The sequence below is a fragment of the Sphingomonas bisphenolicum genome (genome assembly GCF_024349785.1).
GTDB classification, from domain to species: domain Bacteria; phylum Pseudomonadota; class Alphaproteobacteria; order Sphingomonadales; family Sphingomonadaceae; genus Sphingobium; species Sphingobium bisphenolicum.
This window is the reverse complement of sequence record NZ_AP018818.1, coordinates 46,182-69,015: the sequence shown is the minus strand read 5'-3', so window position 1 is coordinate 69,015 and position 22,834 is coordinate 46,182. Positions and strand designations below refer to the sequence as shown.

24 protein-coding genes are annotated in these 22,834 nt (G+C 63.8%); 16 read left to right on the top strand and 8 right to left on the bottom strand.

The annotated features are described in order from the left end of the window. Nucleotides 1-17 precede the first annotated feature (17 nt). Complete coding sequence (locus SBA_RS18810; RefSeq protein WP_261937179.1) at nucleotides 18-743, top strand: SDR family oxidoreductase; 726 nt, start codon at nucleotides 18-20, stop codon at nucleotides 741-743. Nucleotides 744-773: 30 nt separating this feature from the next. On the opposite strand, the gene SBA_RS18805 is transcribed toward SBA_RS18810, so the two are convergent. Both SBA_RS18805 and SBA_RS18800 read right to left on the bottom strand, forming a co-directional pair. Then, the gene (locus SBA_RS18805) at nucleotides 774-1,886 is read right to left on the bottom strand and encodes an oxidoreductase (protein ID WP_261937502.1); all 1,113 of its coding nucleotides are present in this window, start codon (nucleotides 1,884-1,886) and stop codon (nucleotides 774-776) included. Nucleotides 1,887-2,035: 149 nt separating this feature from the next. Then, nucleotides 2,036-2,242, bottom strand: coding sequence for a ferredoxin (locus SBA_RS18800; RefSeq protein WP_009823769.1), 207 nt, complete (start codon nucleotides 2,240-2,242; stop codon nucleotides 2,036-2,038). 98 nt (nucleotides 2,243-2,340) lie between these two features. Between SBA_RS18800 and SBA_RS18795 the strand changes: the two genes are divergently transcribed. The 9 genes from SBA_RS18795 (at nucleotide 2,341) to SBA_RS18755 (ending at nucleotide 10,392) form a co-directional block, all read left to right on the top strand. Further along, nucleotides 2,341-3,726 (top strand): aromatic ring-hydroxylating dioxygenase subunit alpha, encoded by a 1,386-nt coding sequence (locus SBA_RS18795; RefSeq protein ID WP_261937178.1) that lies wholly within the window; start codon nucleotides 2,341-2,343, stop codon nucleotides 3,724-3,726. Between the two features lie 28 nt (nucleotides 3,727-3,754). Beyond that, entirely contained in the window at nucleotides 3,755-4,330 is a 576-nt protein-coding gene (locus SBA_RS18790) for an aromatic-ring-hydroxylating dioxygenase subunit beta (protein WP_261937177.1), read from the top strand. 14 nt (nucleotides 4,331-4,344) lie between these two features. Then, a complete protein-coding gene (locus SBA_RS18785) occupies nucleotides 4,345-5,514 on the top strand; it encodes an NAD(P)/FAD-dependent oxidoreductase (protein WP_261937176.1) in 1,170 nt (389 codons plus the stop codon). Further along, the gene (locus tag SBA_RS18780; protein ID WP_261937175.1) at nucleotides 5,511-6,323 is read left to right on the top strand and encodes an SDR family NAD(P)-dependent oxidoreductase; all 813 of its coding nucleotides are present in this window, start codon (nucleotides 5,511-5,513) and stop codon (nucleotides 6,321-6,323) included. The genes SBA_RS18785 and SBA_RS18780 overlap by 4 nt, the downstream gene beginning before the upstream one ends. After that, nucleotides 6,320-6,952: a TetR/AcrR family transcriptional regulator gene (locus SBA_RS18775; protein WP_261937174.1), complete on the top strand. Its 633-nt coding sequence runs from the start codon at nucleotides 6,320-6,322 to the stop codon at nucleotides 6,950-6,952. The genes SBA_RS18780 and SBA_RS18775 overlap by 4 nt, the downstream gene beginning before the upstream one ends. Before the next feature lie 4 nt (nucleotides 6,953-6,956). Beyond that, nucleotides 6,957-8,183 carry an acyl-CoA dehydrogenase family protein gene (locus SBA_RS18770; RefSeq protein ID WP_261937173.1) on the top strand — a complete coding sequence of 409 codons (1,227 nt, stop codon included), beginning with the start codon at nucleotides 6,957-6,959 and terminating at the stop codon, nucleotides 8,181-8,183. Between the two features lie 89 nt (nucleotides 8,184-8,272). Further along, the gene (locus SBA_RS18765) at nucleotides 8,273-9,193 is read left to right on the top strand and encodes a quinone oxidoreductase family protein (protein ID WP_261937172.1); all 921 of its coding nucleotides are present in this window, start codon (nucleotides 8,273-8,275) and stop codon (nucleotides 9,191-9,193) included. Between the two features lie 4 nt (nucleotides 9,194-9,197). Further along, nucleotides 9,198-9,782, top strand: coding sequence for a gamma carbonic anhydrase family protein (locus SBA_RS18760; RefSeq protein ID WP_261937171.1), 585 nt, complete (start codon nucleotides 9,198-9,200; stop codon nucleotides 9,780-9,782). 10 nt (nucleotides 9,783-9,792) lie between these two features. Continuing rightward, nucleotides 9,793-10,392 carry a malonic semialdehyde reductase gene (locus tag SBA_RS18755; protein ID WP_261937170.1) on the top strand — a complete coding sequence of 200 codons (600 nt, stop codon included), beginning with the start codon at nucleotides 9,793-9,795 and terminating at the stop codon, nucleotides 10,390-10,392. A gap of 43 nt (nucleotides 10,393-10,435) precedes the next feature. Here SBA_RS18755 and SBA_RS18750 read toward each other — a convergent pair whose 3' ends face one another. The 3 genes from SBA_RS18750 to SBA_RS18740 form a co-directional block, all read right to left on the bottom strand. Further along, nucleotides 10,436-11,659, bottom strand: coding sequence for a cytochrome P450 (locus SBA_RS18750; protein ID WP_261937169.1), 1,224 nt, complete (start codon nucleotides 11,657-11,659; stop codon nucleotides 10,436-10,438). Nucleotides 11,660-11,751: 92 nt separating this feature from the next. Then, entirely contained in the window at nucleotides 11,752-12,915 is a 1,164-nt protein-coding gene (locus SBA_RS18745; RefSeq protein WP_261937168.1) for an acyl-CoA dehydrogenase family protein, read from the bottom strand. A 2-nt stretch (nucleotides 12,916-12,917) separates the two neighbouring features. After that, nucleotides 12,918-13,589 (bottom strand): GntR family transcriptional regulator, encoded by a 672-nt coding sequence (locus tag SBA_RS18740; RefSeq protein ID WP_261937167.1) that lies wholly within the window; start codon nucleotides 13,587-13,589, stop codon nucleotides 12,918-12,920. 178 nt (nucleotides 13,590-13,767) lie between these two features. On the opposite strand from SBA_RS18740, the gene SBA_RS18735 reads away from it, so the two are divergent. Continuing rightward, on the top strand, nucleotides 13,768-14,193 hold the full coding sequence (locus tag SBA_RS18735; protein ID WP_261937166.1) for a hypothetical protein: 426 nt from the start codon (nucleotides 13,768-13,770) through the stop codon (nucleotides 14,191-14,193). A gap of 36 nt (nucleotides 14,194-14,229) precedes the next feature. Here SBA_RS18735 and SBA_RS18730 read toward each other — a convergent pair whose 3' ends face one another. Genes SBA_RS18730 through SBA_RS18720 form a run of 3 tightly spaced genes read right to left on the bottom strand, consistent with a single transcriptional unit; the run spans nucleotide 14,230 to nucleotide 16,596 of the window. Beyond that, complete coding sequence (locus SBA_RS18730; protein WP_261937165.1) at nucleotides 14,230-14,955, bottom strand: TetR/AcrR family transcriptional regulator; 726 nt, start codon at nucleotides 14,953-14,955, stop codon at nucleotides 14,230-14,232. 7 nt (nucleotides 14,956-14,962) lie between these two features. After that, nucleotides 14,963-15,328 (bottom strand): hypothetical protein, encoded by a 366-nt coding sequence (locus SBA_RS18725; protein ID WP_261937164.1) that lies wholly within the window; start codon nucleotides 15,326-15,328, stop codon nucleotides 14,963-14,965. Nucleotides 15,329-15,345: 17 nt separating this feature from the next. Beyond that, nucleotides 15,346-16,596 carry an acyl-CoA dehydrogenase family protein gene (locus tag SBA_RS18720; RefSeq protein ID WP_261937163.1) on the bottom strand — a complete coding sequence of 417 codons (1,251 nt, stop codon included), beginning with the start codon at nucleotides 16,594-16,596 and terminating at the stop codon, nucleotides 15,346-15,348. A 224-nt stretch (nucleotides 16,597-16,820) separates the two neighbouring features. Here SBA_RS18720 and SBA_RS18715 point away from each other — a divergent pair, with 224 nt between their 5' ends. The 5 genes from SBA_RS18715 to SBA_RS18695 all read left to right on the top strand — a co-directional run bounded on the left by SBA_RS18715 (nucleotide 16,821) and on the right by SBA_RS18695 (nucleotide 22,805). Further along, nucleotides 16,821-17,657 carry an SDR family NAD(P)-dependent oxidoreductase gene (locus tag SBA_RS18715; protein WP_261937162.1) on the top strand — a complete coding sequence of 279 codons (837 nt, stop codon included), beginning with the start codon at nucleotides 16,821-16,823 and terminating at the stop codon, nucleotides 17,655-17,657. A 26-nt stretch (nucleotides 17,658-17,683) separates the two neighbouring features. After that, a complete protein-coding gene (locus SBA_RS18710) occupies nucleotides 17,684-19,261 on the top strand; it encodes a phytoene desaturase family protein (protein ID WP_261937161.1) in 1,578 nt (525 codons plus the stop codon). A 3-nt stretch (nucleotides 19,262-19,264) separates the two neighbouring features. Continuing rightward, nucleotides 19,265-20,359: a phosphotransferase family protein gene (locus tag SBA_RS18705; RefSeq protein WP_261937160.1), complete on the top strand. Its 1,095-nt coding sequence runs from the start codon at nucleotides 19,265-19,267 to the stop codon at nucleotides 20,357-20,359. Between the two features lie 15 nt (nucleotides 20,360-20,374). Then, nucleotides 20,375-21,517 (top strand): epoxide hydrolase family protein, encoded by a 1,143-nt coding sequence (locus SBA_RS18700; RefSeq protein ID WP_261937159.1) that lies wholly within the window; start codon nucleotides 20,375-20,377, stop codon nucleotides 21,515-21,517. 139 nt (nucleotides 21,518-21,656) lie between these two features. Next, nucleotides 21,657-22,805, top strand: coding sequence for an ecdysteroid 22-kinase family protein (locus SBA_RS18695; protein ID WP_261937158.1), 1,149 nt, complete (start codon nucleotides 21,657-21,659; stop codon nucleotides 22,803-22,805). The last annotated feature ends 29 nt before the right edge of the window (nucleotides 22,806-22,834 follow it).

Here is a 22,834-nt window from a genome sequence, read left to right as displayed (position 1 = left end):
GAAGAGGACATCACGTCATGGACAATCTGGAAGGGCAAATCGCCATCGTCACCGGCGCTTCGTCGGGCATCGGCGCGGCCAGCGCCCGTGCGCTTGCCGAAGCGGGGGCGACGCTGGTGCTGGTCGCCCGCCGCGCCGACCGCCTGACCGCACTGGCCGAAGAACTGGGGCGTGGCAGCACGGCCTTCGCGGCGGACATGGCGGATCCGGCCGCACCGCAAAGGCTGCACGATTTCGTCCTCGACCGCTTCGGCCGCGCCGATATCCTCGTCAACAATGCCGGTATGCTGCATGCTGCATCGATCGATGCATTCGACCTCGACCAGCTCCGTCCCATGATCGCGATCAACTACGAGGCGGTGGTGCGCGCCAGCACCCTGTTCGCGCGAACGATGAAGGCGGCGGGTAGAGGGCAGATCATCAACATATCCAGCATCGGCGCGAACATCACCGCCCCCGGCGTGGGCGTCTATGGCGGCCTCAAGCGTGCGCTGGAGGCCTTTACCGATTGCTTGCGCGTCGAGCTTGCGGGATCGGGCGTCAAGGTGGGGATCGTCGCGCCTGGCACGACCAGCACCGAGATTTTCGAGGATATGAAGGCCAGGGGGCAGCCGTCCTGGGACAGCTTCATCCCGCCGATGCAACCCCGCGACATCGCCGACGCCGTCGCCGTCATCGCGCGGCAATCCGAACGCACCAACATCGCGCGCATCCAGGTCTATGCCGCGGCCGACAGCCATTGACGCCCCGGCCGGAGCCGGAGCGCCCTGTGATCAATCAAGCGTGGCGTAGGCGTCCAGCCGGAACGGATTGATAGCGCCGCCATCGCGCATCTTCGCCACCCATTGTGCGTCCATCAGGAGGGCGCGGCCGACCGCGATCAGGTCGAATTCGTCCCGCGCCATCCTGTCGGCCACCAGCGCCAGATTGTCGGTCATGACGGTGGGCTGCGCGAAGGAAGATTGCAGATCCTTGCTGAGGCCCACGCCGCCGACCGCGATGGTCGGCTTGCCAGTCAGCTTCCTGATCCAACCCGCCAGCCCCATGTCGGAACCCTCGAAGGCTGGCGCGGTGAAAATGCGGGTGCTGGCGTCGAATATATCGACACCTGCATCGACGAGCGGGGTCAGCATCGCTTCCAGTTCGGCGGGCGTCTCCGCATTGCGCGCGTCATAATCCTGCAGCTTCCACTGGGAGAAGCGGAAAATGACCGGAAAGTCGGGTGCGGTGGCAGCCCGGATCGCCCGCACCAGTTCGACCGCGAAGCGCGCCCTCTCGGCAATCCCACCGCCCCAGCGATCGTCCCGCATATTGGTATCACGCCACAGGAAACTGTCGATCAAATAGCCATGCGCGCCATGCAGAGCCAAGCCGTCGAAGCCCACCGCCTTCGCATTGGCCGCGCTGCGGGCGAAGGCGGCGATCAGGTCGCCGATCTCGCTATCGGTCAGCGGCGCGGTGGGCGTGCGCACCTGTTCCAGATAATCGGGCGCGACCATGGCCTTGTCGGTCGGCCCCCATATGCCCGAAGGGCGGGCCGAGGGCGCTTCGGGATGATAGCCCGTACCGGGCACACGAATGACGCCCTGATGCCATAGCTGGGGGATAATGAGGCCGCCCGCCGCATGTACGCCGGCCACGATGTCGCGCCAGCGCGCCAGCGCTTCGTCGCCATGCAGGACAGGCGAAGCGCCGCCGCCCATGGTTTCGCGTCCCACGGCGGATGGGTGGTCCACACCCACCCCTTCGGTGATGATCAGGCCCACATCGGCTTCGGCCCTCCGACGATAATAGCCCGCCACGCCGTCCGAAGGGATTCCGCCGGGCGAGAAATTGCGGGTCATCGGCGCCATTACGAACCGATTGCGCAGATGCAACGCGCCCATCGTGAACGGCGTATATAAAATCTCGGCCTGCCCCATCACAGCGATCCTCTCCTCTGCCTGTCAAAAGACCGTGCGTCAGGGGAGGGGGGCCGAAAACCTATCCTGTGACAGGACATCCACACCCCGGCCCCGCACATGGTCGGATCGACTCAGGCGGCTTCGACGGCAAGAGCGGATTGCGGGCAGGCCTCGGCGCCTTCCCTTGCCTGCTCCTCCAGTCCCTCGGGGACGATTTCGTCGTCAACATACACGATGCCATTGGCATCAAGCTTGTACACTTCGGGGCAAATCTCGGCGCACACACCATAGCCGCAGCACGCCGCCTTATCGATCACCACTTTCAGTTTCTGGCTCATCCGGCCTCTCCTTCCTATTTCGATCACATTACAGCTTGAACAGATTTAGTTCAATATGTATAACTCGACTCAATCAAGGAAATCTCCAGGAGAGCAAGATGCTGCACAATGCCGGGCTGACGCTGAGCGACGGAACGACGCTTGACGACCTCATCAACCGCGACATGAACGAAGTGTCGCTGCGCGTGATGAATGACAAGGAGCTGTATGAGCTGGAGATGGAGCGCGTGTTCGCCCGGACCTGGCTCCTCCTTGGCCATGAGTCGGAAATTCCCAAGGCCGGCGACTATGTCATGCGCGACATGGCCGAAGACAATGTGATCGTCTCGCGCGATCGCAGCGGCGAAATCCACGTCATGCTGAACGTCTGCCCCCATCGCGGCATGAAGGTCTGCACGGCCGAAGCGGGCAATGCCCACGCCCATCGCTGCATTTACCATGGCTGGGCCTTCCGCGCGGACGGCAGCTTCATCGGCGCCCCGATCGAAAAGGAGCAGATGCACGGCAGCAAACGGTCGAAGGACGAACTGGGGCTCAAAAAGGCCCGCGTTCATCTCTATGGCGGCCTGATCTTCGCCACCTGGAACAAGGATCTGTCGTTCGAGGATTATCTGGGCGACGCCAAATTCTATCTCGATCAGCTCTTCTGCCGCACTGACAATGGCCTCGAGATGCTTGGCCCGCCGCAGCGCTTCGTGCTGCCGTGCAACTGGAAGATTCCGGGCGAACAGTCCGGGTCGGATGGCTTCCATACCCTGACCCTGCACCGTTCGCTGATGGAAGGCGGCATCATGGGCGGCACGGCGGAGTCGATCTACGACACCGCGCCGGGCATGTATGGCGTCGACCTCTCGGTGCCGCAGGGCCACACGCTGCGTTGCCTGGAGGCGGCCCAGACCTTCAAAATGTTCGCCGACGTCAGCTTCGAGGGTAAATCGACCGAAGAGCGGCTCAACCTGCTGCCGCCGCCGGGCATCACCAAGGATCTCATCCCGCAGCTGTTCAAGAATCTGTCGGAGGACCAGGTCAAGCAGTTGGCCAACATTCCGCCCCAGGTCGGCGGCATGTTCCCCAATATCCTGATCGCGTTCATCTTCGCCCCCCGCATGGATGGCGGCGCGTCGGGCGCCCTGTCGCTGCACACCTATGTGCCCAAGGGGCCCGACAAGGTGGAGTTCGTGAATTTCATCTTCGCGGAAAAGGACGCGCCGGAAGATGTGAAGCGGGACATGCTCCAGAACGCCATCTGGTCGACCGGCACGTCGGGCACGATCGAGCAGGACGATGCCGATACCTGGCCGCAGATCATGCGCAATTCGCGCGGCCATATGAGCAAGACGATCACGCTCAAATATCAGGCGCTGCATGGCCATGAGCGTCCCGAAGGCTGGGTCGGCGGCGGCGATCTCTATCCCGGCTTCACCAAGGACGATACGCAATGGGCGTGGTGGATGGCCTATTACAACATGATGGCCGACGCCTGAGCCGACGCGACGAGAGAGGACAGATATCATGGTGAACTACGCGACCGCCGCCATCGACAAGACCAGCGTCATGCGCGGCCTTGTCTCCACCAAGCGCGTGCCGCTCGGCTCGGAAGTCTATAACCGCCTGCTCGAAACCCTCTATGACGAAGCCGCCGCCCTCGACGAGCGCCGGTTCGACGACTGGGTGGCCTATCTCGAACAGGATCTCATCTACACCGCCCCCCTGCGCCTGACGCGAAACGGTCCCAACAAGGACCGGGACGTGGTGCGCACGATGAAGCATTTCGACGAGAATTACGGCTCCATCCTGATGCGGACCGGCCGCCTGGCGAAAAGCGCCTGGGCCGAGGATCCGCCTTCGCGCACGCGCCGCTTCGTCACCAACGTCCGCGTCGCCGAAAGCGAAACGGCCGGCGAATATGAGGTGGTGAGCTACCTCTATGTCGAGCGCAGCCGCATGGACAATCCCGAGAATGAGACCATCAGCGCCGAACGCCGCGACATCTGGCGGCTGGTCGACGGCGCGTACAAGCTGGCGCGCCGGGAGATCATCGTCGACCAGTCGACGCTGGGCATGTCCAACTTCGCCATCTTCCTCTGAACGGACCCTTTCTGGTGACGGGAACCCCGCATATCGTGGTCGTCGGTAGCGGCCTCGCCGGCTATGGCGTCCTGCGCGAGCTCCGTAAGCTTGCGCCGGACGCCCGGCTGACGCTGGTCACGCAGGATGACGGCCATTTCTATTCCAAGCCGGCATTGTCCACTGCGCTCGCCAAGGGCAAGGTGGCCGATACGCTGATCACCACGCCGGCGGAAAAGATGGTCGCGCAGCTAAAGCTCGACCTGCGCGCCGGCCGCATCGTCGAAGCGATCGACCGGGAGGACAAGGCCGTTCTCACCACCGGCGGGCCGATCTTCTACGATCGGCTGGTGCTGGCGCTGGGTGCCGATCCGGTTCGCCCGCCGATCGACGGCGATGCCGCGCATCGGGCACTGGCCGTCAACAATCTCGACCATTATCGCGAGTTCCGGGAAAAATTGCCGGACAGCGCGCGCGTATTGGTGATGGGCGGCGGCCTTGTGGGTACCGAATTCGCCAACGACCTGTCGGCAAGCGGCTATCAGCCGGTGGTCGTCGACATGCTTGGTCATCCCCTCGCCCAGCTCGTGCCGCCGGGCGTCGGCCAGATGATCCGCGACGCGCTGGCCGGAAAGGGCGTGGAATGGCATCTGGGCCGCAAGGTGCTGGCCATCCATAAGGGCGAAAGCGGCATCCGGGCCGAGCTGGACGACGGCCTGGTGATCGAGGCGGCGGCGGTCCTGTCCGCCGTGGGCCTGCGCCCGCACATCGCGCTTGCGCAGGAGGCCGGGCTGGAGGTCGCGCGCGGCATCAAGGTCGACCAGACCGGCCGCACCAGCGATCCCGCCATCTATGCGATCGGCGATTGCGCCGAATATCCGCAGGGGTTGGCGGCCTATGTCACCCCGATCATGGCGGCCGCCCGCGCCATCGCGCCCAGCGCGCTGGGCACGCCGACGGATATCCGCTTTCCGCCGCTGTCGGTGCAGGTGAAGACCACCGCCTATCCCGTCGTCCTGCTGCCCGCGCCTGTCGGCGTAGACGGGCAATGGCAGGAAGTCGCCAATGACGAGCGCGGGCTGAAATATCATTATCACGACGCCGACGGGGCGATCCGCGGCTATGTTTTCACGAAAGACTATTGCCAGGACCGCATGGACATGGACCGTGCCCTGAGCGAGCAGATGACAGGAGTAGTGGCGTGACGGGATTGGTGAAGGACAAGGTCGCAATCGTCACGGGCGGCGCAAAGGGGCTGGGTTACGGTATTTCCCGCTGCCTTGCCGAGGCAGGCGCCCATCTCCTGATTACAGGCCGGGATGGCGCTGCCGCTGAAGCGGTCGCGGCGGACATCACGCACAGCTTCGGCGTCCGCGCCGTCGGCATGTCCGCGGACATGGGCGTCAAGACCGAAGTGGAGGCGATGATCGAGCGCGCCGTCGGCGAATTTGGCGGGCTGGACATATTGGTCAACAATGCCTCTCAGCTTTCGCCCAACGTCCTCCTCGAACAGAAGACGGACGAGATGCTCCAGCGGACGCTCGAGATCGGTACCTGGGGCAGCTGGTGGGCCATGCGCGCCGCCTTCCCGCATATGAAGGCGCGCGGCGGCGGTTCGATCATCAACTTCTATTCGATCGACGCCCAGACCGGCGCCTGGCTCCACGCCGATTATAATATGAACAAGGGCGCAATCCTGGGGCTGACCCGGACCGCGGCGGTCGAATGGGGCCGCTTCAACATCCGCACCAACGCCATCGCACCGACCGGCATGGGACAGGTGTTCGCGGAACTCGCCGAAAACGTTCCCGGCTTTCTCGAAATGGCGACCGCCAGCAATCCGCTCAAGCGCGCGGGCGATCCGGAGAAGGACATTGGCCCCGTCGTCCTGTTCCTGGCGTCGGAGATGTCGCGCTTCGTCAATGGCGAGCTGATCAATGTGGATGGCGGTCAGCATCTGCCGGGCTATGTAAGCGTTCCGCATAATCTGGCAGAAATGGAAGCCCAGACATGAAGCTGATGCCGCACGCCGACTGGAACGAAATTGCCGCCACGGATCAGTCGGGCAGCGTCCAGAAGATCATGGACGGCACGTTGCGCGCGATCAATTCCATCGGTGCGCGCCGACTGTCGATGAGCGACATCAGCGAGAGCAGTGGCGTGTCGCGCGGTACGCTCTACCGTTACTTCGCCTCCAAGGAGGAAGTGCTGGCGGCCTTCAGCGAATATGTGTGCAGCAGTTTCGAAAAGGGCATTGTGGAATCGGGCGAAGGCATTGCCGAACCGATCGAGCGCTTCCGCGCGGTGATGCGCTTTTACGGCCGCTTCACGATCGAGCGCTCGCCCGAAGGCATTTTCGAGGTCGAACCCGCCTTCCATCTCAATTTCCTGCGCAGCCATTTCGGCCGGCATAAAGCCGCTGTCCAGCATGCGCTCGAACCCGTGTTCGATCATTTCGATAACCTCATTGGTCATCGAATCAACCGCGATGCGTTTTGCGACACGATGGTTCGCCTGCAACTGAGCACCCTTATCATTCCCGCCACCGCGGAGTGGCTGACGATCTGGAACAGCGCGCCGGATCGTTTGTGCGACTGGGCTTTACAGATCGCCGGACACCATAGCGACCATAAGAAAGGATGAACTGATGGCTACTGCCCCCAAGGTGGACAATGAGATCCAGTGCGGCTTCGCCGAAAAGGCCGTCGCCGACGCGATGGTGGAAAAGGCACGCAGTTTCCGCGCGTTCCTGCAGGGCGAAGCGCCCGAGGGCGAAAAACGACGCAGCCCTACGCCCGCCGTCGACAAGATGCTGAAGGAAGAGGGGTTCCTGCGCATGCTGCTGCCGCAACGGCTGGGCGGCATGGGCCTGTCCCCCACGGATTTCTGCCGCGTGCAGATGGAAATCGCCAAGGGCGATCCGGCGATCAGTTGGGTCATCCAGATCATCAACGGCACGAGCTGGATCACCAGCCTTGCACCCGACGGCGTGCAGGAGGCTGTGTTCGGCGACGGTCCCCAGCCGGTCTGTGGCGCCTACAACCCCCCCGGCAAGGCCCGCAAGGTCGATGGCGGCTGGATCATCAATGGAACATGGCCCTATATGTCCGGGTCGCGGCAGTCGAACTGGGCGCAACAGGGCGTGGTGCTGGAGGGCTATGACGGCCCCGTCGTTCCCGGCATCAGCATGTGCTATCTGCCGATGAACAGCATGACCATCGAAGATACCTGGTTCGTTTCCGGCATGCAGGGCACCGGATCCGACACGGCGGTCGCCAAGGATGTCTTCATTCCCGAAGCCCAGATGGTGCTGATGGATGAACGCGCCGGCCAGATCGACCGGACCAAGCGCCATTTCGGCGCCCCTTCCGATCTGTTGCCCGCCGTGCCCGTCGTCCGCACCACAGGCATCGCCCAACTGATCGGCGCGGTCGAGGCCATGCTGGAGATCGTCACCGCCGAAGCCCCCAAGAAGCCGGTGCTGACGACGATTATCGGCCCGCGCATCAAGTCAGGCGCCTATATGCGCGATCTGGGCGAAGCGGCGGCAATGATCGACACCGCCAAGCTGATCCTGTTCGACCTGACTGCCAAGCTGGATCGCGTCGGTCTGGGCGAAGAGTTCACGCTTGCGGAAAAGGCGAAGCAGCGCGCAGGCGGCGCGCAGATGATCGAACTGGTTCATGGCGCCAGCGAGTCGCTTATGTTCCAGGCCGGTTCGTCGGGCTTCGCACTGGACAAGCCGATCAACCGCTACTGGCGCGACATTTCCATGGCGCTGCGGCACATCCAGAATATCCCCACCATTGGCTATGAAATCTATGGCCGCAACCTGGCCGGGGCCGATCCGATCTCGCCGCCGGGTGCCTATTGAGGGCGAAGGGAGGGTCGCCCCGGACGAGCGGGTGGCCCTCCCCTTTTCGCGGCCCTGCCGCATTCAGGACAGTTAAAAGGGGGAACACCATGCGGGCCGCCCTGATCGACAGCGATGGCGGCTTCGCGCTGGCCGATCATCCCGAGCCTGCCACGCAGCCCGGCTATCGCGTCGTTGACGTTGCGGCCGCGGGAATCGGCCCGACGGATCTCATGCGCGCGAAGGGCTTTTTCGGCCCCGTCGATGCGCCTTATGTGCCGGGCGGCGAGGGGGTCGGCCGGCTGGATGACGGCAGCCGCGTCTATTTCGGCCATAGCAGAGCGCCCTTCGGCGCGATCGCGGAACGCACGCTGGTGGCGGAAGAGGAAATCTGGCCTGCCCCCGACGGCCTTTCGGACGACCAGTTGATCGCCCTCGCCATCTCCGGCACCGGCGCGCTGATCCCGCTGGAAGAGGCGCGGATCGCCAAGGGCGAGTCCGTCCTCATTCTCGGCGCGACCGGGCCGGTCGGGCAGATCGGCGCGCAGGTCGCGCGGCTGCTGGGCGCGGGCCGCGTCGTGGCGGCGGCGCGCAGCCGCGACCGGCTGGAGGCGATGCAGGCCGCCGGTCATGCCGATGCGATCGCCCTGCTGGGCGAAAGCGATGACGAGGCGACGCTGCAGGCGGTTTCGCAAGGCGGCTATGATGTCGTTCTGGACATCATCTATGGCCCACCCGCGCAAGCGGCGATGCGCGCTACCCGACCCGGCGCGCGCATGATGAGCATCGGCGTGCAGGCCGGGCCAACGGTCACGCTGTCCCTGCGCGATCTCGTCTTTCGCAGCCATGTCGGCGTCGGCACCGGGCAACGCCCGGCCAGCGAGCGCCGTGCCGCCTATGACCGGCTGACCCACATGGCGATGACGCAGGGTTTGACCGTCGACACATGCCGCTATGCCTTTGCGGATGCCGCCGACGCCTGGGCAGCGCAGGCCGGCAGTCCCCATGGCAAGATCGTCATCACTCGATAATCGCATGGGAAGGCCCGCCTACATCGACCCCACCGTCCGCCTGTTCGGCGATGTGCGGCTGGGCGATGATTGCAGTCTCTGGCCCTATGCCGTCGTGCGTTCCGAACGAGCGCATGTCTCGATCGGGCGCTGCACCAGCGTGCAGGACCATGCGATGGTCCACATCGGCTGGGATGATCCCACGATCATCGGCGACTATTGCACGATCGGCCACCGCGCAGTGATCCATGGCTGCACCATAGAGCCCGCCTGCCTGATCGGCATCGGCGCAACTATCATGGAGCGCTGCGTCATAGGGCGCGGATCCATCATCGCCGGACATAGTTTCCTGCCGCCCGACAGCGTGATCCCGCCGCATTCGCTTGTCATGGGCACGCCCGGCCGTGTCGTCCGCCGCATCGACAAGCTGCGTGCGAACATAGTCGATGCGCTGCTGTATCGGGATAATGGACGCGCCTACGCCTCCGGCGACCATCGCATATGGGAAAGTGCCGACATGGCGAAGCTGGGCGAAGAGGCCAACGATATCCTTGCACGCGAAGCCGGTGGCTGGAATGAACGGGGTATCGGCGAAGCCACCACAGAATAAGAGAGCGACCATGCCCGACACGACCGATATTGCCAAAGACGCCATGCTGGACCTGCTGTTCCGCGACGCCCGAACCCATAACCAATGGAGCCATCGGCCGGTGACGGACGAAACCGTCCGAAGCCTGTACGATCTCGCCAAATGGGGTCCGACGACGGCGAACAGCAATCCGGGCCGCTTCGTCTTCGTCCGTTCCGCCGCCGCCAAGGCGCGCCTCAAACCCCATCTGAGCGCGGGCAATGTAGACAAGGTGACGCAGGCCCCCTGCACCGTGATCATCGCGGGCGACACGCGCTTCTACGAATTTTACGGCAAGCTGTTCCCGTCGCGCGACATGCGCGGCACGTTCGAGGGCAAGGACGCGCTGATCGCGGACACCGTGGCGCGTTCTTCGACACTCCAGGGCGCCTATCTGATCATGGCGGCCCGGGCGCTGGGCCTGGATTGCGGGCCGATGTCGGGCTTCGACCAGGGCGGCACCGATGCGGAATTTTTCCCGAACGGCCGGTGGAAGAGCAATTTCCTGTGTAATATCGGCTATGGCGACCCGGCCGGGCTCTTTCCGCGCAACCCCCGGCTCGATTTCGAAGAGGCCTGTCTCGACCTGTGATGCGGAGGGAGGCGTCCGCCAGAAGGCGAACGCCTCCCTCCGTTCAGCTTGCGGGTGTCCACACCAGAGGCAGGGCGACCGGCTGGATCATCCCAAGATGGCATTCCACCTGATGGCCCGGTGCGATGCGGAAGTCGGGAATGCGCGCGAGAAATTCCTCCATCGCGATCCGCAGCTCGCGCCGCGCCAGATGCATGCCGACGCAGGTATGGATGCCGAAACCGAAACCGACATGCCGCGGCCGCCGGTCGAGCCGAACCTCCGCAGGCGCGTCGAACTCGGCCGGATCGCGACCGGCGAGCGTGGTCGACATCGCCACCTTGTCGCCGGGCATGAATCGGATGCCGGCCACTTCCGTCTCCTTCTTGCAGGTTCTGAAGGTGGTCACCGCGCCATAGGCCCGCATCAGCTCATCTATGGCGTGCGGGATTTCCGACGGATTGGCGCGCAGATAGGCCTGATCCTCGGCGTGGCTGCCCAGATGGCGGAAGTGCAGGCCCATATTGGTCGAAACCGTATCCAGCCCGCCAATGAACAGGTTGAACATGAAGCCCAGCAGTTCGTCGTCGGTCAACGCCCGGCCATTGATTTGCCCCTGCACGCCGAAACTGATGAGGTCGTTGCGCGGATGTGCGCGTCTGTCCTCGATCTCTCCGCCCAGATAGGCGAGCACGCTGCGGGTCGCCTCCGCAATCTTGGACAGGTCGTGATTGTGGAGCAGGTTCATTTCCCATGCCATGAACTCGCTCATCCGGTCATGCGGCAGGCCCATCAGTTCCATGAACACCTTGATCGGAAATTCAAAGGCGAAATCGCCCATGAACTCGCACTCGCCGCGCAGGGCGAAGGCGTCGATATATTCCACCGCATATTGCCGGATCTTGTCCTCCAGCGCCGCCATCGCCTTGGGCGTGAAGGCCGGATTGACCATCTGGCGAAAGGGCCCGTGGGCCGGCGGATCGAGTTCCGCCGGCGAGTTGATCCAGTTTCCGCCCACAAGCTTGGAGAAAGGCGAAAAGTCGGTCGAGGAAAAATGATCGGTGTCGAGATAGATTTCGCGCAGATGCGCCATGCGCCGTGGCACCCAGGCGCCGGTTCCGCCGGGATAGGCATGGGCGGCATAGATGATGTCAGGTCCCTCATGCACCTGCATCGCCAGCTCGTCGAATGGGTCCTTTGCCGTCGTCACGCCGAAGATGAAGGGAAAATCCTTGCTCACCAGCTCGGGCGCCACATGATCGGGGATCGGCTGCTCCGGAAACATCATCGCACTTACTCTCCTTGAACCTTTGACCGTGAATTATTACTGGGAATGTCGGGTGGACATTGGGACACGTCCACCCGCCAATCACCTGTCTTTCAGAAGGATCGCGGCAGGCCCAGACTCTCCGCGATGCCATTGCGCACCATTTCGTTGGTGATGGGACCGATGCGCCACAGGCGGCTGTCGCGCCAGTAGCGCTGCATGTCGGTTTCCGCCGAATAGCCCATGCCGCCCAATATCTGGATACCCATGTCCGCCGCGGCATTGGCGTTTTCGGACGCCATGAGCTTGAGCATATTGGCCTCGACGCCAACAGTCTCGCCCCGGCTCTGCTTGTCGGCGCAGTAATGCAGCATCAGTTCGGTCGTCTTCTGCATGGTCGCGATGTCAGCGACATAATGTTGCAAGCTCTGGAACCGGCCGATGATCCCGCCAAAGGCCTTGCGCTGTTTCATATAGTCGAGCGCGTCTTCCAGCACGCCGTCGATGACGCCCAGGCAGAAGGCACCGACCATGATGCGCTCATTGTTGAGCGTAGGCAGCAACATATACCAGGCCTTGTCGGGCTCACCCAGAACATGATCGTCCGCAACGAACGCATCCTCGAAATGAACGGAGCAGCTCCCCATCGACCGCATACCCAGTTTGGCCAGCGGTGTGATCTTCACACCCGGGGTCTTCGTCGGCACCCAGAAGAGGGTCAGACCCTGATGCTTCTTCTCGACGGTCCTGTCGCTGCGCGCGATCACCAGCAGATAATCGGCGACATGGGCGGAGGAGGACCAGATCTTCTCGCCATTGAGTTTCCACCCGCCATCGACCCGGTCGGCAGTGGTGGCCATCGCCCCCAGCAAGTCCGTGCCGCCGCCCGGCTCGGTAAAGGCGATCGCGGCCTTCAACTGGCCCGTCGCGATCAGCGGCAGATATTTTGCCTTCTGTTCGGCCGACCCGTAAAGCCCGATGGATTTGGACCCGGCAAAGCTCGTGATACCCCATATCCATGCCAGCCCGCCCAGCGAGCGTGCCAGTTCCCGCGCCAGCAGCATCTGCATGACCACGTCGCCGCCCTGCCCGTCATACTCCTCGGCTATGCCCACGCCGTGGAATCCGGCTTCTGTGAACTTGTCCCAAAGGGCAAAGGGATAATTATGCTCGTCCTTTTCGAGCGCACGCGCCCATTCCTTGGGCACTTCCTTGTCGATCCAACGGCGCACCATGTCGCGGAAGGAACGATATTCTTCGGGCAGTTCGAAATCCATTGTCAGTCCTTTTGGTGTTGGTCTTGATTGCCGTCTGACCCTGCCTGGCTGTCGCACAGGCCAATCAGGCGCGCCGCCATCCGGTCGAGGCAGGCCAGTACGCCGTCCCGATCGCCCGCCAGAAAGGCTTGCAATATCGCTTCATGCTGGCGGAGACCGTTTTCGCGGAGGGTGGCGATGCCGTGCAGGAAAATGAAGCGGGCGATCAGCCCGCGCCGATCAAGTGTCGAGCGCAACAGTTCGCGGCTCTCGGATGCCTTGATGAAAATCGTATGGAAATCGAGGCCGGCCATGACAGCGGCCATATATTCGCCGCTTTCCACTGCGGCCCGATAGCGCGCTATCGCCCGTTCCAGCGCCGCGATCTCCGTCGCGCCGATGCGGGCCATGCCCCAGTTGTAGCCCAGTCGCCACAGTTCGGCCTGCACGCGGATCAGATCACGGGTCACATGAAGGTCGATCGGCGTCGCCCGCTTCAGCCGGTGGGTTTCGACTTCGACCAACCCTTCGGCGGCCAGCATGCCCAGCGCTTCCCTGACCGGCGTCGCGCTTACATTCAAATCCTGTGCCAGCGCCGTTTCCCGCAGCAGCGTGCCGGGCGGAATGACGCCCGCCACGATCCTTGATCGCAACGCCGCCGCCACGGCCTGGCGCCGCGTCGCGGGAGATTGCAAAATCTCTGGCGAATCAAGCCGATCAAGGGCCGATCCCCAATAAGCGATGGATAGTGTATCCTGCGATTCCATATTCTATAGAATGGAACAGAATGGAACGATGCGTTCCTCTCCAAGGATAGGGTGCCGAGTTGGCGAACCGCTATAGAGCGGCCGCATGAAATGCCCGAAATGTAAAATGCCACAGGACGGCTATGGCGGATCGTGTCGCGCTTGCGGCCATGCTGGCGGCAATGCTCGCCGCGCGATGCTGTGGACCTTGATACCCACATCGATCATCGCGGCTCTATTGCTCGGCAGGATCGCCTATGCCGAAATCACGCGACAGGGCAGCAGCCGTAACATCTACAGCAACGCTATCGAAACCCAGGATGCGGCCGGCCGTAGCGTCGCCTTTGCCAAACTCATGCATGACGCGGGGCAAACATGCACGCGCACGTCGAAGTCCCTGTTCAGGGGGGATATCGGCCCTAACGCGGCTTGGGCGCTACGCTGCGAGGATAGCGGCGACTGGCTGGTCCTGATCGCGTCCAACGGCGCGACACGGATTGCCAACTGCGGTCCGCTGGACAAGGCCGGGACGCCCTGCTGGACCCGGCTCTAGGGCGCCGGCCTTTCCTGAAGCCAACGCTGCCCGATTTCAGTCCGGGTCCGACTGTAAGCCGAACCCCTCCCCGTTCCGCCACCAGCCAAGGCCGGGTGCGGCCCTTATCATCATATCCCATGTCTGCGCTCCCGCCGCTTCGATGGCGGCTGGGTCCGCACCCAGACCGGCGAAGGTGCGCTCGATCATCTCGTCGATATAGGTACGTGGCTCAACCGAGCGGAGCATCAGGCGCCGCCGCGCCTCGATCGTCATGCCGACGATCAGGTCCACCGCCACGTCGAGCGACCGGAATGTCATCTGCCCGCCGTCCCGCGCGGCCTCCAGCGCGTCGCGCACCAACAGGTCGAACATGCTCGCTCGCGCGAAATAATCGACATAGTCGACACGGCAGGTAAAACCGCCCCAGCGCGGATCATGCCAGGCCCGCGCCATCGCCATCGCCGCGCCGCCGACCGCCCGGACCAGCGGGTCCGCCACATCGTCGAACAGCCTGCGGAAATCGGCGATCAGGTCCGCCGTCATCCGCTCGCCCAGTTCATTCACCGCAGCGTCGAGGGAGTCGAAATATTTGTAGAAGCTGCCGCGCGATACGTCCGCCACGCGGATCACATCGTCGATCACCAGACTGCCGCTGCCCTGCCCTGGCTGATACAGGTCGAGCACGGCGTCCAGCAGGCGCTCGCGCATCCGGGCGCGCCTGATCGCCGCCGCCGCCGTGCGCGGATCGACAGCGGGATGAGCAGGTGCGGCGTCGAACATCGCCTCCCTATTGCATCGGGTGGAAATAGCGCGCAAGCAGGCTGCCATCCTCCCCGAATATATAATGTTCGATGCTGTATACGCACACAGGATGCCCGTCATATTCGCCTTCGTTGCGGACATAGATGACCGCTTCGTTGCCGCTCACCTTCACATCCTCGACGATCAGCTTCCATCCGACATATTGCTTGCACAGCGCCTCCAGCTTGTCCCAGCCTTCCTGCACCGGGCCGGTAGCCGGATCCTGCACCTTGAAGCCGCCCGGCGCGATCGCGCGGAACGCCGCCATGAAATCGTCGATACGGCCCTCGCTGAACATCTGGGCCTGGGTCTTCAGGAATGTCGCGATTTCCTGCACGGTCGGTCGTGTCATGATATGTCCTTCTCCTGTCATTTCGGTTCCGCCCAGTTCGGTGCTGGCGTGATGTCGGGCAGCAGGGCGATATTGGACGGCCGGCCGGTGATCGCCCGGCCATAAAGCTCCAGCGAGAGTTGCCCGTTCAGCGCATTGTGGCGGGTGCCGACGCTCAGGTCGCGCCAGATCCGCTGCAAGGGGCTGGAAAGGGCGAAGGCGCCCGGCCCGGCGACATCCATCAACCGGTTGCCCGCCGCGCGCAGCAATTCCATCGCATAGCCGCAATCGGCCTGGATCTGCGCCTTGTCAAAGCCTGTTAATACGCGGCATTGCGCGGTTTCGTCCAGCATCCCGGCGGCACGGCGCACATGCAGCCAGGCCGAATCAATCTCCATCGCCGCGCGGCCGGTCATGCCGACCAACGCCTCCGAACCGCTCTGCCCCGCATAGGTCCAGCCCACCACCTGCCGCCTGGGCATCGCCTGCGCCACGCCTTCGAGCAGCGCCGTCGCCGCGCCGAGCATCGGCGCGAGCACACCCAGGGGGAATAGAGGCTCCATCGGCCAGCGGTCGCGCGGCTCCAGCCCCTCCATCGCCAGGATAGCCTCGGCAGGCGGCGTGCGCGACGACCAGAGGATCAGGTCGTCCGGCACGAACAGATCCTGCGCGACGATCATGTTGCTGCCGGAACCGGCCATGCCCGCAACATGCCAATTATCCTCGATCGAACAGGCCGGATCGCGCAGGTCCAGAAATGCCAGAGCGGGTTCAACGCCCCGGTCCGTTTCGATCATGGCGCCGTTCAGCGCCCAATCGGCGTGCAGGCACCCCGATCCATAGCCCCAGCGCCCCGACACGCGATAGCCGCCCGACACCGCAACCGCTTTGCCCGAAGGCGCGGAGGCGCTGCAAAACAATTCCTCGCCGGTCTGGAACAGCCGCTCCGTCATAGCCGGCGGCAACGCGAACGCCGTTCCGGTAATTCCTGACAGCAGACCATAGGCCCAGGCGGTGCCGACGCAGCCCTTGGCCAGCTCAGCGACGGTCTCGATATGGGTGGTCAGCCTGTGGCCCGGCCCACCGGCGCGTTCGGGTGCCGTGATATGGAACAGGCCGGACGCACGCAACGCCTCCATCACCGCCGGAACGATCCGCCGCTCGCGTTCGCAGGCGGCGGCGTGGTCCTCCAGCAACGGCCGCAGCGATGCAGCGATCTCTAAGGGATCGGCCACGAAGGCCGCGGGCCGCTTGTGCGCCGGGCGCGTTTCTACCGTTTCAGATCGCATCCGAATCATCCTCCCTTTTTATTTCTCAATATAATGACGTTATTGTCATTATATTGCAAGCATGATCCGGGCGGCCATACTTGCCCTGCCTTCCGGCGGGCCGCTGCATCTTCGTTTTGACGCGCCCTGCCTCCCGATAGGCTGTCGGCGAACGCTCCTCTTCTAGGGTCCGCGCAATCGCCGACAGCGCCGGTAAGGCCGGCACCAAGAGAGGACTTGCACCGATGCGTAAAATCGATCTTCCGCCCTTCGATCGCGCCGCTTTCACCGAAAAATATGGTCCCTGGGCCATCATTGCCGGCGCGTCCGAAGGCACCGGCGCCTGCTATGCGGAGCAGCTCGCCGCGATGGGCATCCACCTGGTGCTCGTCTCGCGTCGACACGAAGCGCTCGATGCCCTGGGTCAGCGGCTGGCAACCGAACATGGCATTGAATATCGGGCCATCACCGCCGACCTCACCGAACAAGGCGCCGGAAGCCGGCTGGTCGAGGCGACCGCCGATCTCGACATCGGTCTCTATATTTCCAATGCCGGCGCGGACGGTGCGGGCAACAGCTTCTTCGGCGAACCCGCCGATCGATCGCTGCGGCTGCTGACCATGAATGCCGCCAATGTGCTGGAGGCGGTGCATGGCTTCGGCAACCGCTTCCTCAAGCGCGGCAAGGGCGGTGTCGTCGTCATGTCGTCCGGCGCAGGCCTTGGCGGGCAGCCCTGGCTGGTCATGTATTCCGCGACCAAGGCGTTCGAACTCAATTTCGTCGAATCGCTCTGGGCCGAGCTGGAAGGGCAGAATGTCGATATCGTCGGCATCGCCGCGCCGATCATGGACACGCCGACTCTGCGCCGCGCGACCGAAGGGCTGGGGATGGATTATTCCATGGCCTATGATCCGGCAGATGTCTGCGCGCTCGCCCTTGCCAGCCTTGGCAAGGAACCGTTGGTGATCGTTCCCGATGGCCCGGACGAGGAAAAAATCCCGCAGATCCAGGCCGATCGAAAGACCCGCCTCGTCGCGCTGGCCGAATGGGGCAAGGCCTATACCGCCGCAGCGAACGGCTGATCGGGCACGAACAAGGGGAAGAGGAAATGACGGATCAGGTCGACGTCGTCGTCATCGGCGCAGGACATAATGGCATGGCCGCCGCCGGATATCTGGCCAAGGCCGGCAAGAAGGTCGTCGTGGTCGAGCGTCTGGCCAAGGTCGGCGGCATGACCAGTTCGGGCTATATGATCCCCGAAGCCCCCGACCATCTGGTGACGCCCTGCGCGGTCGAACTGCTGTTCGCCCGCAAATCGGGCATCATCGAGGATTTCGACCTGCCCAAATATGGCCTGCGCACCGTCGATCCCGATCCGACCTACGCCTATCTCCATCCCGACGGCAGCTCGATCGCGCTCTTCTACGACTATCATCGCACGGCGGAGGATATTGCCCGCATCAACCGCAATGACGGTAAAGCCTATCTGGACTTCATGAAGACACTGAACGTCATGATGGACATCGGCTTTCCGCTGATGATGGCCGAGCCGGGGCGGCCGGACGTCAAGAACCTGTCGAAGATGATCGGCAGCGCGGTTCGCAATGTCCGGCTGAAGGACGAACTGATCGCCATGTCGAAGGCGACGGCGGACCAGATCGCCTGCGAACGGTTCGAGCATCCGGCGACGATCGCCCTGCTGCTGGGCATCGCGGCGGGCGCTGGCCCGGTCGATGACGACGGCAATGCCGCCGCCTATATGATCTTCGCCGTCACCCACAAATATGGCACCGGCAAGCCCATCGGCAGCCTGCAATCCTTCTCCGACTCTCTCGCGCGCAGCATTGAGGCGTCCGGCGCGACGATCGAACTCAATGCGCCCGTGGCCGAGATCATCGTCGATGACGGCGCGGCGAAGGGCGTGCGACTGGAGGACGGCCGGGTCATCCGCGCGAAGATGGTCATCGCGACCTGCGATCCCCGCACGGCCATGCGCCTCACGACGCCCGGCGGCGTGCCGCGGGCGTTGACCCAGCGGATCGAACATGCGCCGGCGAACCGGTCGAACGCCGCGCCCTTCCTCGCGAATATCGCCATGTCGGGGCCGCTCAGCCTCAAGAAGCATCAGGATCTGCGGCATGACGACGCCGATCTCAACAAGGCGGTCGGCCTGATCGGCACGCCGGAGGAGGTGCGCGAATCCTTCGCCATGGCGCGGCGCGGCGACATTCCCGACCGGCACGCCATGTCGCTCAGCCCCTTGTCCAATTCCGACCCGACGCAGGCGCCTCCGGGCGGATCGCTCGCCTACGTCTATCTGCCCGGCGTCGCCGTGGACGCGCGGGAGGGCTGGTCGCCCGCGCTCAAGGACCGGACAATGGCCTCCGTCATCACCCATCTGGGTGAATTTTACGACGGTCTGGATACGGAAGTCGGCCGCTTCGTCGAGACCGCGCGGGAACGCGAGAAGCGGCTCAACGTCACCAATGGCTGCGTGACCCATATCGATTTCGGCGCGCTGCGTTCGGGCGTCCATCGCCCGGCCACCGGTTTCGGCGGCCCCAAGCCGCCCTTCCCCGGCTTCCTGATCGGCGGCGCGGGCGCGCATCCGGGCGGGGGCGTATCCGGCATCGCCGGGCGGATCGCCGCCAACCGCGCGCTGCGTGAACTCAAGAAGATCAAATAAGCGATGTCGAGCAAACCCAATCCCGTCGGCATCCCCGCCCATCTGGACGATGTGACGGCGCAATGGCTGACGCAGATCATGCAGCCGCGCTATCCCGGCATCGTGGTCGAGGGGATGGAGCAGGTGTTCCTCCGCAACAGCCACACCACCAAATATCAGGTGAAGCTGGTCCTCAACGATGTGGGCAAGGCAGCGGGCATTCCCGACAATGTCTGCCTCAAGGCCAATTGGGCGCTGTTCGACAGCCAGGGCATCTGCCGTCTCGAAGCGCGTTTCTATGAGGATTTCCGCCGCCACGTCGCCTTCCCCGCCCCGCGATCCTATTTCGAGGCATGGGATCCACGCTCCGACAGCGGTCAGGGGCTGGTCGTGATGGAGGATTTGTCCATTGAGGGCGGTCATTTCGGCATCAGCACCGACCATATGGGCGTGGAGCAAGCGGCCCGCGCGATCGCCAGCCTGGCGCGCATCCATGGCGCCTTCTGGGACAGCCCGGTCCTTCACGCGGCCGACTGGCTGCCCGTCTCCATGGCGACGCCGGTGGACACGCAGCAACTGACGATGATGTACGGCTTTGCCGAGCAGAACCATGCCAAGCCCGACTATCAGGCCTTCCTGCCCGGCTGGATCAAGGGCGATCTCTCCCGCCTGCATGGCGTCTACAATGCGCTGATCGATTTTGCGCAGACCAAGGAACAGGGGCCATGGTGTCTGGTCCATGGCGACAGCCATCAGGGCAATAGCTATGTCCGCCCCGATGGCGAGCGGGTATGGCTCGACTGGCAACTGGTCCGCAAAGGGCGGCCGATCCGCGACTTCACCTATTTCGTGCTGGGCGCGCTCACGATCGAGGAACGGCGCGCGCATGACCGCGAATTGCTGCGCCATTATCGCCGCTGTCTGGTCGAAACGGGGGCGCTCGGCGTCCCGGACGACGACACGCTCTGGGAATATTATCGCCGCTGGCCGCCCTATGCGATGCAGGCGTGGATCGCGAACATGGACGAATGGGGCCAGAAGGGCATGCACATTGTCGAGCGTATTTTCGTCGCGGGCGAGGATTTGGGCACGGTCGCCGCGCTCGGCGTCCAATTTTGATGACGAGATGATCGGATGACCAACGCCATCACCGCCTTTCGCGCCGACGTTCCGCAGGAGGCACTGGACGATCTGCGCCTCCGGTTGCGCAGCACCCGCTGGCCCGAACCGCAGACGGTCGGAGACTGGAGCCAGGGCGTCCCGCTCACGGCGCTGCGCGATCTGTGCGACTATTGGGCGGACGGCTATGACTGGCGGCGGTGTGAGGCGACGCTCAATGCCCTGCCCCAGTTCACCACCGCGATCGACGGCCTGTCCATTCACTTCATCCATGTGCGCAGTCCCCGCCCGGATGCGCTGCCGCTGATCCTGACCCACGGCTGGCCGGGATCGGTGCTGGAATTTCTGAAGGTGATCGAACCGCTGACCGATCCCGCTGCCCATGGCGCGCCCGACGCACCGGCCTTTCATGTCGTCGTCCCCTCGCTGCCGGGCTACGGCTTTTCGGGCAAGCCGACGGCCACGGGCTGGGGCGTCGAGACGATCGCGCAGAGCTGGATCCAGCTCATGCGGCGCCTGGGCTATGACCGCTTCGCCGCGCAGGGCGGCGATTGGGGTGCGGCGGTCACGTCCGCCATCGCCATGGCCGCGCCGCCGGAATGTATCGGCATCCACCTCAACATGCCGCTCGTCTTTCCGGAGGAAAGCGACTTTGCCGACCTGACCCCCGCCGAGGCCAAAACGGTCGAGCGCATGCAATATTATCAGGAGCATGATTCCGGCTACGCCAAGCTGCAGGGCACCCGACCGCAGACGATCGGCTATGGGCTGGCGGACTCGCCGGTGGCGCAAGCCGCCTGGATCTACGAGAAGTTCCAGGCGTGGACCGATAATCGGGGCGTACCGGAAGATGCCCTGACGCGAGACGAAATACTGGACGTCATCAGCCTCTACTGGTTCACCAACAGCGGCGCGTCGTCCGCGCGGCTTTATTGGGAAAGCGCCAATGCCTTTCAGGCGCGCAAGCTGGACCTTCCGGTCGGCGTCAGCATCTTCGCGCAGGAGATTTTCCGGCCATCGCGGCGCTGGGCCAAACGCAGCTACCCGCGCCTCGTTCACTGGAACGAGCTGGACGCCGGTGGCCATTTCGCGGCCTTCGAGCAGCCGGCGCTGTTCGTCAAAGAATTGCGGGCCTGCTTCAGCGCGATGCAAGGGTAGCGCCTCTCGCAATCGACCTATCGCGCGGCAGGCTCGATTTGTCTTCCGTCGATCAAAATCGCCCTCGTATCAGGATCGTGCCGGATGACTGCACCGATGCAGGACGGCGGCGCAGCCCACAAGAGAGAGAGGATAGTGCATGAGCGAGACCGCCGTCGCCACCCCGGCCGTCATCGACCGGCATCTTGTTCCCCGCCCCTATCCCGCCCGCACCGCGTCCCTGCCTCATGGCCGGTTTACGCCGGACGCCGCGTGGCTGGGATCGTTGCTGGCCCACAAATATCCGGGCGTCGTCGCGCAATCGATGGAGGTCGTGCAGCTGTTCGACAGCCACACTACGAAATTGCGTGTCGCGGTGGACTGGAACGAGGCCGGACAGGCGGCCGGGCTGCCCCGCAATCTGTGCATCAAGTCGAACTGGTCGGGCATGTTCGACGATGTCGACATTCATGCGCTCGAAGCGCGCTTCTACCATTTCCTGACGGACAAGCTCACCGCCAACACGGCCACCTGCTATTATGCAGACTGGGACGATGACGGATCGGCGCGGGGCGTCATCGTGCTGGAGGGTCTCAGCGATCGGGGCGGCAAGTTCGGCCACTCGACCCAACATGCCGGTGTCGACGGTGTCGCGTCAGCGCTGGCGGACCTGGCAAAGCTGCATGCCGGCCTGTGGGAAAGTCCTGTGATCACGCCCGAAGCTGCGCCCTGGCTACCGACATCCATGGCGGTGCCGGTCGACTATGACCAGGTCCGCATCATGTGGCACTGGATCGAGGAAAATCTGAAAGACCCCAATTTCCGCGCCATCGCGCCCAGACATTATCTGGACGACGCGCGACGGGTCGAGCGCGCCTATGACCGGCTGGTCACATTCGAACGCGCCTTTGACGCCCCCTATTGCATCATCCTGGGCGACTGCCACCAGGGCAACACCTATATCCAGCCCGATGGCGAGCGCATGTGGGTTGACTGGCAGTTGGGCCGGCGCGGCCGGCCATGGCGCGACCTCACCTATTTCACCGTCGGATCGCTGACGATCGAGGAGCGCCGCCAAAATCATCGCGACCTGATCGCCCATTATCGCGACTGCCTGATCAGGGAAGGCGCGACCAACATCATCGATCTCGACACCATCTGGAATGAACAGGTACCGCGCTGGGTGATGTACGGTATTCAGGCCTGGGTGGCGAACATGGACCATTGGGGCCAGAACGGCCTGCCGATGAACGAGCGGTTCTTCGCTGCTGGCGAGGACCTGGGTAGCTGGAAACTGCTGGGTGAATGACGGTCATGGCCCCCTGCCGCGCACGGGTC